This is a genomic window from Lonepinella koalarum (genome assembly GCF_004565475.1).
Classification (GTDB): Bacteria; Pseudomonadota; Gammaproteobacteria; order Enterobacterales; family Pasteurellaceae; genus Lonepinella; species Lonepinella koalarum.
Window position 1 is genome coordinate 451,269 of record NZ_SRHX01000001.1, and the last position, 14,540, is coordinate 465,808.

11 protein-coding genes are annotated in these 14,540 nt (G+C 38.1%); 5 read left to right on the forward strand and 6 right to left on the reverse strand.

The features are described from left to right. Genes E0709_RS02160 through uxaC form a run of 3 tightly spaced genes read right to left on the reverse strand, consistent with a single transcriptional unit; the run spans position 1 to position 4,378 of the window. Complete coding sequence (locus E0709_RS02160; protein WP_132300070.1) at positions 1-1,488, reverse strand: UxaA family hydrolase; 1,488 nt, start codon at positions 1,486-1,488, stop codon at positions 1-3. Continuing rightward, positions 1,488-2,948: a tagaturonate reductase gene (locus E0709_RS02165; RefSeq protein WP_132300072.1), complete on the reverse strand. Its 1,461-nt coding sequence runs from the start codon at positions 2,946-2,948 to the stop codon at positions 1,488-1,490. Before E0709_RS02165 ends, E0709_RS02160 begins: the two co-directional genes overlap by 1 nt. Positions 2,949-2,965: 17 nt before the next feature. Then, positions 2,966-4,378, reverse strand: a complete 1,413-nt coding sequence (gene uxaC / locus E0709_RS02170; RefSeq protein ID WP_132300074.1) for a glucuronate isomerase — start codon at positions 4,376-4,378, stop codon at positions 2,966-2,968. 253 nt (positions 4,379-4,631) lie between these two features. Between uxaC and E0709_RS02175 the strand changes: the two genes are divergently transcribed. The 5 genes from E0709_RS02175 to rlmB all read left to right on the forward strand — a co-directional run bounded on the left by E0709_RS02175 (position 4,632) and on the right by rlmB (position 9,173). Next, positions 4,632-5,615: a TRAP transporter substrate-binding protein gene (locus E0709_RS02175; protein WP_132300076.1), complete on the forward strand. Its 984-nt coding sequence runs from the start codon at positions 4,632-4,634 to the stop codon at positions 5,613-5,615. A gap of 62 nt (positions 5,616-5,677) precedes the next feature. Further along, complete coding sequence (locus E0709_RS02180; RefSeq protein ID WP_132300078.1) at positions 5,678-6,169, forward strand: TRAP transporter small permease; 492 nt, start codon at positions 5,678-5,680, stop codon at positions 6,167-6,169. Further along, a complete protein-coding gene (locus tag E0709_RS02185) occupies positions 6,169-7,485 on the forward strand; it encodes a TRAP transporter large permease (RefSeq protein ID WP_132300080.1) in 1,317 nt (438 codons plus the stop codon). The genes E0709_RS02180 and E0709_RS02185 overlap by 1 nt, the downstream gene beginning before the upstream one ends. Before the next feature lie 117 nt (positions 7,486-7,602). Next, positions 7,603-8,394: a transcriptional regulator ExuR gene (gene exuR, locus E0709_RS02190; RefSeq protein ID WP_132300082.1), complete on the forward strand. Its 792-nt coding sequence runs from the start codon at positions 7,603-7,605 to the stop codon at positions 8,392-8,394. A 41-nt stretch (positions 8,395-8,435) separates the two neighbouring features. After that, positions 8,436-9,173: a 23S rRNA (guanosine(2251)-2'-O)-methyltransferase RlmB gene (gene rlmB / locus E0709_RS02195; protein WP_132300084.1), complete on the forward strand. Its 738-nt coding sequence runs from the start codon at positions 8,436-8,438 to the stop codon at positions 9,171-9,173. A gap of 67 nt (positions 9,174-9,240) precedes the next feature. On the opposite strand, the gene E0709_RS02200 is transcribed toward rlmB, so the two are convergent. Genes E0709_RS02200 through E0709_RS02210 form a run of 3 tightly spaced genes read right to left on the reverse strand, consistent with a single transcriptional unit; the run spans position 9,241 to position 14,519 of the window. Then, the gene (locus E0709_RS02200) at positions 9,241-10,467 is read right to left on the reverse strand and encodes an MFS transporter (RefSeq protein ID WP_132300086.1); all 1,227 of its coding nucleotides are present in this window, start codon (positions 10,465-10,467) and stop codon (positions 9,241-9,243) included. Between the two features lie 20 nt (positions 10,468-10,487). Then, complete coding sequence (locus tag E0709_RS02205; RefSeq protein ID WP_132300088.1) at positions 10,488-11,465, reverse strand: FAD:protein FMN transferase; 978 nt, start codon at positions 11,463-11,465, stop codon at positions 10,488-10,490. Positions 11,466-11,486: 21 nt separating this feature from the next. Next, positions 11,487-14,519: an FAD-dependent oxidoreductase gene (locus E0709_RS02210; RefSeq protein ID WP_132300090.1), complete on the reverse strand. Its 3,033-nt coding sequence runs from the start codon at positions 14,517-14,519 to the stop codon at positions 11,487-11,489. Between the last annotated feature and the right edge of the window lie 21 nt (positions 14,520-14,540).

Sequence of the window (14,540 nt, forward strand, 5' to 3'; positions counted from 1 at the left end):
TTATAGAGTGACACCACTTTTAAAAATCGCCAATTCACGAAACTCATTAATTTCATTTTTAGTCGGTTTGCCATTGACGGTATCAACCACTAAGTTAATAAAATCATTTAATAATTCTTCCATGCTTTGGTTGTGAACTAAACGACCCGCATCAAAATCAATCCAGTGTTTTTTCTTTAATGCCAGTTCGCTATTGGTGGCGATTTTCATGGTGGGAACAAAACCGCCATAGGGCGTTCCCCGTCCCGTGGAAAATAATACAATATGACACCCAGCACCTGCTAAAGCACTGGTGGCGACTGCATCATTGCCGGGGGCACTTAATAAATTTAGCCCTGATATTTTTAAGCGTTCGCCGTATTTCAGCACATCAACCACCTGACTACTGCCTGCTTTTTGTGTGCAACCTAGGGATTTATCTTCCAAGGTGGTAATGCCCCCTGCTTTGTTACCGGGGGACGGATTTTCATAAATAGGTTGTTGATGAGCAATAAAATACTGTTTGAAATCATTGATCATTTGTACGGTTTTGTGGAAAACCGTTTCATTACGACAATGGCTCATTAAAATGCGTTCAGCCCCGAACATTTCAGGCACTTCGGTAAGCACAGTGGTGCCACCATGGCTGACTAAATAATCGGAAAATCGTCCAAATAACGGATTGGCAGTAATCCCCGAAAAACCATCGGAACCACCACATTCTAAACCGAATTTGACTTCACTGAGTAAGCCTTTTTCACGCTTATCTTGTCGCATGGTTTGATAAAGCTGTTGTAATAATTCAACGCCGGCTTCCACTTCGTCATCATAATGTTGTGAAATCATAAATTTCACCCGAGTTTCATCTACTTCGCCCAAGGTTTGCCGAAAAATATCCACTTGGTTGTTTTCACAGCCTAAGCCAATCACCAATACCGCACCTGCATTAGGGTGTTTCACCATATTTTGCAACATAATTTTGGTATTTTCATGATCTGAACCTAATTGAGAACAACCGTAACTATGATTAAAGGTAAATACGCCATCAATATCAGCAAGGGTATTACGTTGCATAAATAATTTTTTTATTTGATTTGCAATCCCCACTACACAACCCACGGTTGGCACAATCCAAAGCTCATTGCGAATCCCAATCTCGCCATTTTTACGGCGATAAATTTGCACGTCTCGATCAGGAGACTGAGCTGTTATCGGTGTGGCAACAGGGCGATAGTCATATTCATTCACATCACTTAGATTGGTTTTTACATTGTGAGTATGAATATGCTCACCCACGGCAATATCGGCTAACGCATGTCCAATGGGGTAACCGTATTTGATCACATCTTGATCTTTAGCAATTGGACAAAGGGCAAATTTATGCCCCCGAGCAATATCCGATAAAAGTGTGATGGGCTGTGCTTCCACACTTAAAACCGTGCCTTGTGTCAGATCCTGTAATGCCACCGCAACATTATCTTGAGCGTGAATTTTAATAAATTGCTTCATTATTCATCTCCACAATAATGGGCTAACGCCGTTCTCATCCCTTGTTGAATTATCATGGTTAACTGCTCTGTCAGCGTATCGGCTAATTGTGGAATCAAGCTGAGATCCTGTTGCCAATGTTTTTCCTGTGCTAAAACATCGCATACCAATTGAGATAAGCTGAGATGACCCGTTTCATATTGCCCCCACCATTGTTTGTAGTTGTTCAACCAGATTTCATCATCTTGTAATGGAATCGTCTCCCCATTTCGTTGCCCACGATAAAAGGCGATTAAGGCGGCGAAAGCGAAGGTTAACCGCGGTGGTAATTTTTGATATTTTTGTTGATAAGCCAGTAATTGTGGCAGATTTCTGGTGCGGTATTTGGTCATGCTGTTAAGGGAAATGGACAATAACTGATGTTGAATAAACGGATTACGAAAGCGTTTAATCACGGCATCTGCAAATTGTTGTAATTCGTCTTTGGCTAAAGAAAGGACAGGAATGATCTCATTTTCCACCGCGGTTTTGACAAATTGACAAAGGGCAGGATCGTCCATGGCTTCGCCCACGGTATTGACACCAGATAAATACGCCACTGGCACCAATGCGGTATGTGCCCCATTTAAAATCGCCACTTTACGTTCTTTATAAGGTTTAATATCATCAACAATCAGGATATTTAAATCCGCTTGATCTAAACGCAACCATTGAGCCAGTGACTTAGGCCCTTGAATCACAAATAAATGGAAATATTCTGCGGTATCTAAAAAGCTATCTTGATAGCCTAATTCCGCTTCCAATTCGGTCGTTTCATTGCGTGGATAACCGGTGACGATACGATCAACCAAGGTTGAACAAAACGTATTGGCAGTTTCTAGCCAATTAATAAACACCGTTGAAAGTTGCCATTGTTGAGCATATTTCAACACCATATGTTTTAATTGCTCGCCATTGTAGTCAATCAGTTCACAAGGTAAGAGAATAAAACCTTGCTGTTTATCGCCATTGGTGGCAATAAAACGCTCATATAACAAACGAGTTAGTTTAGCTGGATAACTGCTAGGTGGACGATCATCAAATTGATCATTTTCGTTATAGCTAATGCCCGCTTCGGTGGTATTCGAGAAAATAAATTTAATCTCAAGATTGTGAGCCAGTTGTAAATAGTCGTCGTAATCTTGATAAATATTCATTTCCTGATTAACGGAACGAATAATCCGACATTGTTTTACCACATCGCCTTTTTCATCTAATCCACGAATAACGGTGGTGTATAATCCGTCTTGGGTATTAAGTGATGGTGGAAAATCCGTATTAATAGGGCGAATAATGGTCACCCCAGCATTGAGATCCGTTTGTTCATTAAGTAAATCAATTTGCCAATCCACAAAAGCCCGTAAGAAATTCCCTTCGCCAAATTGAATGATTTTGGTTGGGTGCTGACGGCCGGGGAAGTTTTTTCTGTTTAAGGTTTGCATAACGCTTTCTCCAATGATTAATTGAGTTCTATTTCAAAGTAATTTCGGGCATTATTAAAACAAATATCTGAAACCATCTGACCTAATAATTTAATATCATGCGGTGCTTCACCATCACGTACCCAATGACCGAGCATTTGACACAAAATACGGCGGAAATATTCGTGGCGAGTATAGGATAAGAAACTACGGCTATCTGTTAACATACCCACAAAATGACTAAGAAGTCCCAGTTGACTAAGTTGTGTCATTTGACGAATCATTCCATCTTTTTGATCATTAAACCACCAACCAGAACCGAATTGCATTTTTGATTTGATCCCTGCCTGTTGGAAATTACCCAACATTGTGGCAATGACTTCGTTATCACGTGGATTCAGGCAATATAAGATAGTTTTTGGTAATTGGTTATTTTTACCTTGTGCATCAAGTAAATGTGCTAAGGCTTGGGCGATAGGTTCATCATTAATGGAATCAAATCCTGTATCAGGGCCTAAGTGATTAAACATAAAGGTATTACTATTACGTAATGCGCCAATATGATATTGTTGAACCCAATTACGTTTATGGTATTCTCCGGCAAGAAAGACTAGAACAGCGGTTTTGAATTTAGCAATTTGTAATTTGTCTAGTTGATGACCAGATCGCTTGCTATCTAGTATCTGATTCAATTCTTTCTCATCAGCGTCAGCATAAGGCACCGTATCAAGAGCGTGATCGGAAACTTTACAACCATGCATTGCAAAATAATCAATACGTTTTGTCAAAGCATCACATAAAGTAGTAAATGACGTAATTTCAACATCAGCGACGTTGCCTAATTTTTCAATATAACTGTTAAAATTCTCTTGCTCAATATTAAACGCTTTATCTGGTCTAAAGCTTGGGGTAACTTTAGTTGTAAACTGTTTATCGGTAGCAATCATTTTATGATATTGCAGATTATCTACGGGATCATCTGTCGTACCAATGAATTTTACGTTCATTTGCGTAATAATACCTTTGGCAGAGAAGTTTTCTTGTTCTAATAAGGCATTACACTTATGCCAAATTTCTTGTGCAGTTTGTGGTGATAATAATGTATCGGTGATGCCGAAAGGTCTGCGTAATTCCAAATGTGTCCAGTGATATAAAGGGTTGCCTATGGTATAAGGAACTGTCTCACACCAAGCTAGGAATTTGTCATAATCAGTCGCATCTCCAGTACAAAAACGTTCTTCTACACCATGTGTACGCATTGCTCGCCATTTATAATGATCTCCTTTTAACCAGATGTCATATAAATTTTTGAATTGATAATCTTCTGCTATTTGTTGTGGTGGTAAATGACAATGATAATCAAAAATAGGTTGATTCTCTGCATAATCAAAAAATAATTCTTTAGAAATTTCATTATCCAACAGAAAATCTTTTGTTAAAAAATGTTTCATCTTCGGTCTCCATGAGTATAAAAATTAGAACACATTAAATATATTATACCAATTTAAAGAAAAATAAACTTATTTTTTGTGACATAGATCACATTTCTGAAAATTTGTATGATAACTATAAATTTTATGTGTTACTATACGGGCGTGGGAAATAGGTTATAAGGATGGAATTGGGTGATTATCTCCTTAATAACATTGCTAATATCCTGTTTTCAATGGGAATAATTCTATAACTTAATGATTGGAGACGATTATGAAACTAAAAAAATTTATTTTGTCTAGTCTATGTGTGGCAATGCCTGTTCTATTATCCACCAATGCAATGGCTAAAGTGACCTTAAAACTTGCTCATAACCTTGAGCAATCGCATGTCGTGCATCAAGCATTAGCACAAATGGCGAAAGAAGTTCAAGAAAAATCAAATGGTGATTTAAATATTCGTATTTACCCAAGTGGTCAAATGGGCGGACCTAGAGAAACGATTGAACTCATTCAGAATGATGCTTTAGATATGACGAAAGCGAGCGCAAGTGAAATGGAATCCTTCGTTAAGGAATTCGCCGTATTTAGTTGTCCATATCTTTTTGATGATGAAGAACATTTTAAGAAAGTATTGTTCGGACCTGTTGGAAAAGAGATTGCAGATAAAACTCAAAATAGTGGCTTTAATGTTATCGCATCTTATGTCGCTGGTACACGAAGTTTTTATGCGAAAAAACCTATTCATTCTCCAGCCGATATGAAAGGCATGAAAATTCGCGTAGTTTCCACCCCAACTACCAATAAATTAATTGAATTATTAAATGGCTCTCCTGCCCCAATTCCATTCGGTGAAGTTTATACCGCGTTGCAACAAGGTGTGATTGATGGTGCTGAAAATAATATTCCTTCATATAATCAAACAAGACATTCAGAAGTTGCAAAATATTATATTGAAGATCAACATACCAGTGTTCCTGATTATTTAATTGTTTCTAGTAAAACGTGGAATAAATTAGATGATAATCAGCGTAAAATTTTGCAAGAAGCAGCGAAACATTCTGAGGAGTATCAACAAAAATTATGGGATGAAGAAGTGGCAAGATCCCGTGCTGAAGCAGAAAAAACCGGAACAACCTTTATACAGGTTGATAAAAAACCATTCCGAGATGCTTTGCAACCACTTTATGAGGATTTTGCCAAAGATCCTAATTTAGCTAAAATTATTGAATCCATCAAATCTCAAGGAAATAAATAAGGAATAGTCCGATCTATTTATAGATCGGACTTTATTTCATAATTATAGTTGGAGGCATTCCAATGTTATTGGAAAAAATAAAAAAACCGATCGATAAATTTATCTCAACTTTTTCAATTATTGTGATGATTTTATTGGTTATTTGTGTTACTTGGCAGGTCTTTAGTCGTTATGTATTGAAAATGCCAAGTACTGTAACAGATGAAGTGGCAAGATTTAGTATGATTTGGGTCGGATTACTCGGCGCGTCTTATACCGTTGGATTGCAAAAGCATCTGTCCATTGATTTATTTACTCATAATCTATCAGTTAAAAAGAAAGCAATGAGTAATATATTTATTAATATTTGTATCTGTATTTTTTCTTTGTCTGTTCTGGTATTTGGTGGTGCAACTTTAGTTGCTAATGTTTATGCCACAGGACAAATATCCCCATCAATGCAAATTCCAATGGCTTATGTTTATATTGCATTACCTTTAAGTGGTATTCTAATGGTTTTTTATAGTGTTTTATTTCTCATCCAAAATATTTTTCTGCTTAAGGAGAACAAATAATGGAATGGTTACTATCATGGGAATGGTTTATTCCGCTTGTAATGTTTACATCTTTCTTTTTATTAGTCTTTTTAGGGGTGCCTATCTCTTTTTCTATCGGTATTTCAACCTTAATTTCAGGGGGATTTATGCTCCCATTAAATACCACGATGATTGTTTCAGGACAGAAAATAGCCACCGGCTTAGATAGTTTCTCATTACTTGCAATTCCTTTTTTTATTCTTGCTGGATCATTAATGAATAGTGGTGGAATTGCCACAAGATTGATTAACTTCTCTCAAGTACTTGTTGGGCGGATTCCCGGTTCCTTAGGGCATGTTAATGTATTGGCTAATATGATGTTTGGCTCAATTTCAGGGTCTGCTGTTGCCGCAGCGGCTGCGGTAGGTGGAACGATGTCACCGTTACAAAAGAAAGCGGGCTATGATCCTAGTTATTCTGCAGCAATTAATGTCACATCCTGTATAACCGGATTGTTAATTCCTCCATCAAATGTCATGATTGTTTACGCCTTAACGGCCGGTGGTATTTCAGTAGCCACGCTTTTTATGGCGGGTTATGTACCAGGTACGTTAATGGGACTCGGTATTATGGCTGTCAATTTCTTTATTGCTAAAAAACGAAAATACCCCATTTCAGAAAAACCAACACTATCATTAATTATTAAATATACTTTAGATGCTATCCCTAGTTTATTAATGGTAGTGGTTGTGATTGGAGGGATATTAGCGGGCGTTTTTACCGCTACAGAAGCCTCTGCTATTGCGGTTGTTTATACTTTTGTTTTATCTGTTCTTATTTATCGTGAAATTAAGTTTTCTCAGCTACCTAAAATCATCTTAGAATCAGTTATTACCACTTCAATTGTGTTATTCTTAATCGGGGTTTCCGTAGCAATGTCTTGGGCGATGACTAATGCGGATATTCCATATATGGTAAATGAATTATTAATGAGTGTATCAGATAACTTAATTGTTATCTTACTGATTATTAATGTACTTTTATTAGTTATTGGTATTTTTATGGATATGACGCCCGCTGTGTTGATTTTCACCCCTATTTTTCTTCCGATTGTGACAAATTTAGGGATGAGTCCAATTCATTTTGGTATTATGATGATTTTTAACTTGTGTATTGGGTTGTGTACACCACCAGTGGGAAGTGCATTATTTGTAGGATGCTCTGTATCTGGCGTTAAATTACAAGACTTAATTAAGCCTATGTTACCATTCTTTGTGGTGTTACTTGTTACATTGTTTTTAGTCACTTATATTCCGCAGTTATCATTATTCTTACCTAATTTATTGGGTTTATAATTTAAAATAGTTGTTGCCACATTAGTCGTGGTAGCAACTATTTCTTTTCCTATCTCTCATCATAGCAAATTTGTGCTATAATCTAGCATATATGTTTCCAATAGAAGTAATACCAATATGAAATTAATGGATAATCAGCGTCTTTATCAACAACTAGCTCAAGATCTTAAACAGAAGATTATTAATGGGTTTTATAAAGTCGGAGAGAAATTACCTGCTGAAAGATTTATTTCGGAAGAAATGAATGTCAGTCGCACGGTGGTAAGAGAAGCGATAATTATGCTTGAAGTGGAAGGTTTTGTTGAAGTTAAGAAAGGTTCCGGTATTCATGTTATATCATCGACACCCAAAAATTTTACCCAATCTGATGAAAATCGTGGACTGGAATTTTCCGATTGCGGTCCTTTTGAACTATTACAAGCCCGTCAATTAATTGAAAGTATCGTTGCTGAATTTGCTGCATCTCAAGTAACCAAAGAAGATATTATTGATATTATGGAAATTCAAAAAAATGCTAGACAAGAAGATCATTTTCGTGATTCAGAATGGGATTTAAAATTTCATACTAAAGTAGCACAAATTACTCGAAACAGTGCTTTGATTACTATTGTTCAAGAAATGTGGCGGCAAAGGGTGCTTAATCCTTATTGGCTCAAATTACATGAGCATATTGATGCTCGCTCTATTGATAGTTGGTGTGATGACCACGACAAAATATTAAGAGCGCTAATGAATAAGGATCCTGATGCAGCCAAAATAGCAATGTGGCAACATCTGGAACATACCAAACAGATGTTATTCAATGGTGCCAATAATGATTTTGAAATAGGTATAGATAAATATCGCTTTTCAGATAATCCAGTGATTCATCTTTCTGGTACTATTGATTCTTTGAATAAGAAAGCGTAAAACAAGATTATATAAGATAACATTCATTCAAAAGGTAAGTCATGTCAGAACAAATCTACGGTATTCACGCTGTGAGTGCTTTTTTAGAGCGTACGCCAGAACGTATTATTGAAGTTTTGGTGTTAAAAGGGCGTGAGGATAAACGCTTGCAACCTTTACTTAACGAATTACATAAATTGGGTATTAGCGTCCAATTTTTAAATCGCCAAAGTTTAGATAACAAGGCTCAAGGCGAAGTGCATCAGGGGATTATTGCTCGCGTGCAAGCGGCGAAAGAGTTAAATGAAAACGATCTTGATCAGATTTTGCAACATAAGCAAAATCCGTTTTTATTGGTGCTAGATGGGGTGACCGATCCGCATAATTTGGGGGCTTGTTTGCGTACAGCCGATGCGGCTGGGGTTGATGCGGTGATCGTGCCGAAAGATAAATCGGCTCAATTAACCTCAGTGGCTCGTAAAGTGGCTTGTGGTGCGGCGGAAACGATGCCGTTAGTTCGGGTAACAAATTTAGCTCGTACCTTGCGTGAATTGCAACAACATCACAATATTTGGGTGGTGGGTACGGCGGGTGAAGTAACGGAAACGCTTTATCAAAGTAAATTAACGGGTGCTATTGCGTTGGTGATGGGAGCCGAGGGGGAGGGTATGCGACGGTTAACCCGTGAATGTTGCGATCAATTAATCAGTATTCCAATGGCTGGGTCGGTGTCATCATTGAATGTTTCCGTTGCCACGGGAGTATGTCTGTTTGAGATTGTAAGGCAGAGATTAGGTTAACTGATAATTATTAATAGATGGGTAAAAATGGATTAGAGAATAAATCTAATCCATTTTTTTATTTGCTCTATTTTTCAGCATATGAATAAAATCGATCAGCTAACAAGCCACCAATTAAGAATATTAGGGTTGTTATTGCCAATACCACAAAACTCACCAACCACGCCCCCGATAATTGATACAGTCCCCCAATAATCATAGGGCTTAAAGATGCCATCACATAACCAATTGATTGTACAACGGAAGATGTATAGCGGTTTTCTTCTAGTGAAGATGATTTAGAAATAATCAACGAGAAGATAACAACGTATGCACCGCCACAGCCTATGCCTCCCATAATATCCCATAATAACCACCAGTCTGGCAATAAATAGAAACCAACAGGTACTAGAAACCAAGCTAATCCATCAATAATAAATAGCCATTTTTGTGAAAGTTTGAACCATTTACCAAGCAACGGCATACCTAAGCAACCAATAAATCCTAGTAAGTGAAAAATGGATACCACTACACCCGCTTTATCACTACTCATCTGAGCAAATTCCACAAGGAAACTTGGTAGCCATGCTACAACGCCATAAAAAGCAAAACAGTGACAAGAAAATGAAACCGTGAGTGCAATAATCGCTGAAACATGCTCTCTAGAAAATTGACTTAAAGAAATCGTGGATTTTTTCACCGCACTTTCTTCAATACGAATCGCAAGCCGATCATTTTTGGCTTTTTCACGGCGATAGCGTGGAATCCATAAAAATAAACTTAATAATGCAAGCAAGCTCCAACTAGCTAACGCCCAACGCCAATCCAATAAATGGCTCATTGGGACAGTGAGTGAAGATGTGATCATTCCCCCTAAACTCATGCCTAACACCATCATTCCTGTCATAAAACTCGCATTAGATTTAAAATCACGGGCAATAATTAATAATCCTAGCAGGTTGCCAATAGTGAGTGATAAGCCAATAATAATGGTACCTGATAGCATAAAGCCAGTATCGCCAACGGCTCGTAAAATCGAACCCAAAGTAACACCAATAAGACTTAACATTACGGAATTTTCAATTCCCATTTTACCGATAATTTTTGATGCAAAGGGGGTAAACAAACCAAAACAAAGGACAGGAATCGTGGTTAATACACCAGCAAACACAGGTGACATGGCAAGACTGGCTTTTACTTCACTGATAACAGGGGGAAGTGAAGTAATTGGAGCACGTAAATTTAAGGATAGGGTAAGAAAGGCGAAAAACATCACCCATTTCATACGACTACGGCGTGTTTTGACTGATTGCATAAAATAATCTCCGTAAAATATTAAATAACCGAGTTAATATTGGTTAATTCATAGTCTGAACTCACCAATTTAAAAGATGAAACTAAATTTGAAGTTACATAAACTTTTTGATCTTTGCTGATAAAGATGGCTGCAAAATGCGGTATTTTTTCAATGAATTTCAATCCGTCTTCAAGCCCTTTGAAATAAACTTGAGTAGATAAAATTTCCCCTTCAACAGAACGATCAGAAATAATGGTGACACTGTCTAATTGACTTTCAAAAGGATAGCCTGTATTGGGATCGATAATATGATGATAAGATTTACCTTGAATTTCCGTATATTTTTCATAATTGCCCGATGTCACAATGGATTTATTTTTCACAGCAACAATGCCGACATATTGCCCACGTTTTGCAAAGGGTTGTTGAATCCCGACTTTCCATTGACCTTGAGCATTGTGTGGTGCTTCACCAAACGCAATCACATTTCCCCCTAAATCAATAATGCCAGCATAAATTTGATACTGGGCTAACAATTGAACAAGGCGATCCGCAATATAGCCTTTCGCAATTGCTCCAAGATCAAATTGCATGCCAGCTTTACTTAAAAATACGGTTTGTTTCTTTGCATCAAGAACAATATCGTGTGGATTAATCAATTTTAATGACTGAGCAACGTTTTGTTCTGTAGGTAAATGATGTTGTTGGAAACTCGTTTTCCATAACCGAGTAAGAGAACCTATAACCGCATTAAATCCCGAATTAGGTGCTAAACTGGCTAAGGTCGCCTGTTGAATAAGGTCAAAAACATCACTGCTTACTTGAACAGGCGACAATCCTGCCGCCTGATTAATTGACATCACTTCTGAATAAGGGCGATTGACAGTGAATTTATCTTCAAGGTTTTTAACCAATTGATAAACAGCTACTTTTATTTCATCAACAATTGGCGTAAATACCGTAATCGTATTTACTGTTCCCATTGCGATAAACGTCGTCACTGATTTTTCTACCATACAACCGCCTAATATTAATGGCTAAATTTGATTAGCACAGTTTTTACCTGCAACATAACCATAGAACATTGCCATAGAGTGGCTAACCCCTTTCATACAAATTGGGTATTCCACGGCAACACGGTTACCCTGTACGTTACCTGCCACATACAATCCTTTGATCACATTACGATCCACATCATAGGTATGTGAATCTTCATCACTTTCTAAGCCACCTAAACAGGTTAACATCGTCGTCGTGACAAAACGCACTGCGTAGAATGGTCCTTGGTTAATAGCAAACAAACGTGATGGCGATTTAGCAAAATCTTCATCATAACCGGCTTGTGCTAATTGGTTGTAACGTTCAATGGATTTCAATGCGGTTTCTTGATCAATATCTAATTGAGCAAGCAATTCTGGCAAAGTATCTGCAACCAGCACATTACCTTCATCCACTTCATGTTGGAACTCTTTATCGCCAATATGACTGAGTGAACATTTCGGATGATTTTTCACTTCATCATTGTCGTAATAAGACACGGTGCCATGTGCTGCTGGCATATAGGCAAGTTGTTCACGCCATTGGTTATCAAAGAGTTGATAACAGATATTATCTGGCTGCATTTCAATTTGATTTTCCAATTGTTGACCCGGTACTTCTTCGTTCATAAAGCGTTTGCCATGTTTGTTTAAGAACAAGAATGGGTTATTACCTAAGCCACCTGCCATACCAAATGGACCACCCATGTTGTGAGTCATTGGAGCATGATGTTGTTGGATTCTTGCTCCGATTTGAGCACCAAGTTTATGACCATCACCAGTATTGGTTAAATTACCTTCCACATCACGGTTAAGCCAAATATTTTTCACTCCACTTTCGCTGATTTCAGGACAATAATGATCCACCATTTTTTTATTGCTACCATAATCCCCAGTGGCTAATACCACGCCACGTTTGGCGATAATACGAACGTATTTGCCTGTTGCGGCATTACGAGCAATTACGCCTGTCACTTTGTCGCCGTCTTTCAATAATTTTTCCACAAAATGACCAAAGCGTGCATCAACATTACCTGTATCTAATGCTTTTTGGAAGTTAGCATTAATCATTGGTGCTTGGCTTGGCACAAAATGCACAGATGTTGGATAAGTTGGGTAGTCTTCGTTTTTATAGTTATAATGCGGTGGTAAAGGATGTTCCATTGGCTCTAAGAAGAAATCCGCATGCTCATCTGGTACTGGAGAGCGTTGGGTTTCACAAATCCACATATCCGGTTTCGCACTAATAAACCAATCAAATACATCTGCACAGTTTTTCGCCCAGCGAGAAACGATCGGACGTTTGATACGATAGCTACATTCACGCATAAAACGGTCGACCATTTCATCCACATTGAAATTATCTCGTCCCCAACGAGCTTGGACTTTACCATTGATAATGGCATATTCCCCACTACGACATTGTGGACTGTCAGCTTTCTCAATAACAACGACTTTCGCCCCTTCTTCCGCAGCAGCACGCACCGCACAAGTACCCGCTACACCACAACCCACAATCACCACATCGGTTTCAATGTTTTCTTCAATTTGAGATTCATCCACCGAAAGTTCATCTGGTAACCAAGGTAACTCAGGTAATTTATTTTTACTCATTTTTGTTCCAGTGGCTTTAGCAATAATCCGATCTACGGCTTCTAATACAGATTGACAGCTTTCCGTTGCACCACTCACTACATCAACATCATCGGTACCGTCTTTTTCTTTAATACGGCGAGCCATTTCAGTAAAGGCATCAATCGTCACCCCTGGAGCTAAACTCTTTCCTGTCACATCAATTTTTTGAATAGAAACTCTGTCTAAGGTTACTTCCACATGAACCATACCATGGAAATCAGCAAAACGTTCTACATAAGTACCGGGTACAAATTCTTTGCGTGGAGCTTGTTTATTCAGATAGGATTTTTCTTCTTTCTCCATTGAAGGGCCAATAATATCCCATACCGTTTCTGGCACATGGCGAGCTTTACAATCTTCAATGTGCATGAAATTTAAAACTTCTTCCCCATTTTTGATTTTTTGCAACCAACGTGGCTCAACAATAATGGCTTTACCAATAGAGACTAAATCAAAACCATGAGCAAAGGCATTATCCAAATCTTTCGCTTGTTTAATACTACCCACGCCCATTACTGGAATTTTTGCCAAGGTTTCAGAACGGTTTTGAATTAATTTATCAATTAACGGTTGTTTGTCGTGTAAATCAATAATAGATGTTTGCACTGCCTGACCAGTGGAGAAATGTAAATAATCCAGCCCTTTGTGAGCTAATTTCTCTAGCAAGAATAAGGTGTCATCATAATTAATCCCCGGTTTTTCCAATTCTTCAGGTGAAAAACGATAGCCGACAACAAAGGGTTTATCACCCAAACATTTTTTAACTGTGGATTTTACCACATCCACAATCGCTAATGGAAATCTAGCTCGTTTTTCAATATCGCCACCCCATTGGTCATCACGACGATTAGAGTGCGGTGAAAAAAATTGTTGAATTAAATAGGTATTGGCACCATGAATTTCTACCCCAGCAAAGCCTGCTTTAATCGCTCTTTCGGTGGCTAAACCAAAATCAACAATCAATTGATCAATTTCATCTACAGTTAATGCTTTCGGTTCAACACAACCGTGACGACAGGCTGCAATTGCACTAGGCGCAATCGCTACACTACCATCAGGAAGTAGTTCAGGGCGAACCATACGTCCACCATGATAAATTTGCATAATTGGCACCGAACCTTGTTGTTTGATTGCTTCTGCAATTTTGGCTAATCCTGCAATATGATCATCGGTAGATAAGCCGACACCACCGGGAAATGCCATACCATTACGTTGCACATAACCACACTCCACCACAATCGCCCCAACATCTTTGGCACGTTCACGATAGTAAGTGACTAATTCATCATTCACAAAACCATTTTCATCGGCAGATTGTGTTGTCATTGGTGCCATAAATACCCGATTTTTCAGTGTTACGCCAGATGCTAGCGTTAATTGTTCAAAAGCAGTTGTCATATATAAAATCCCCTTGATTTT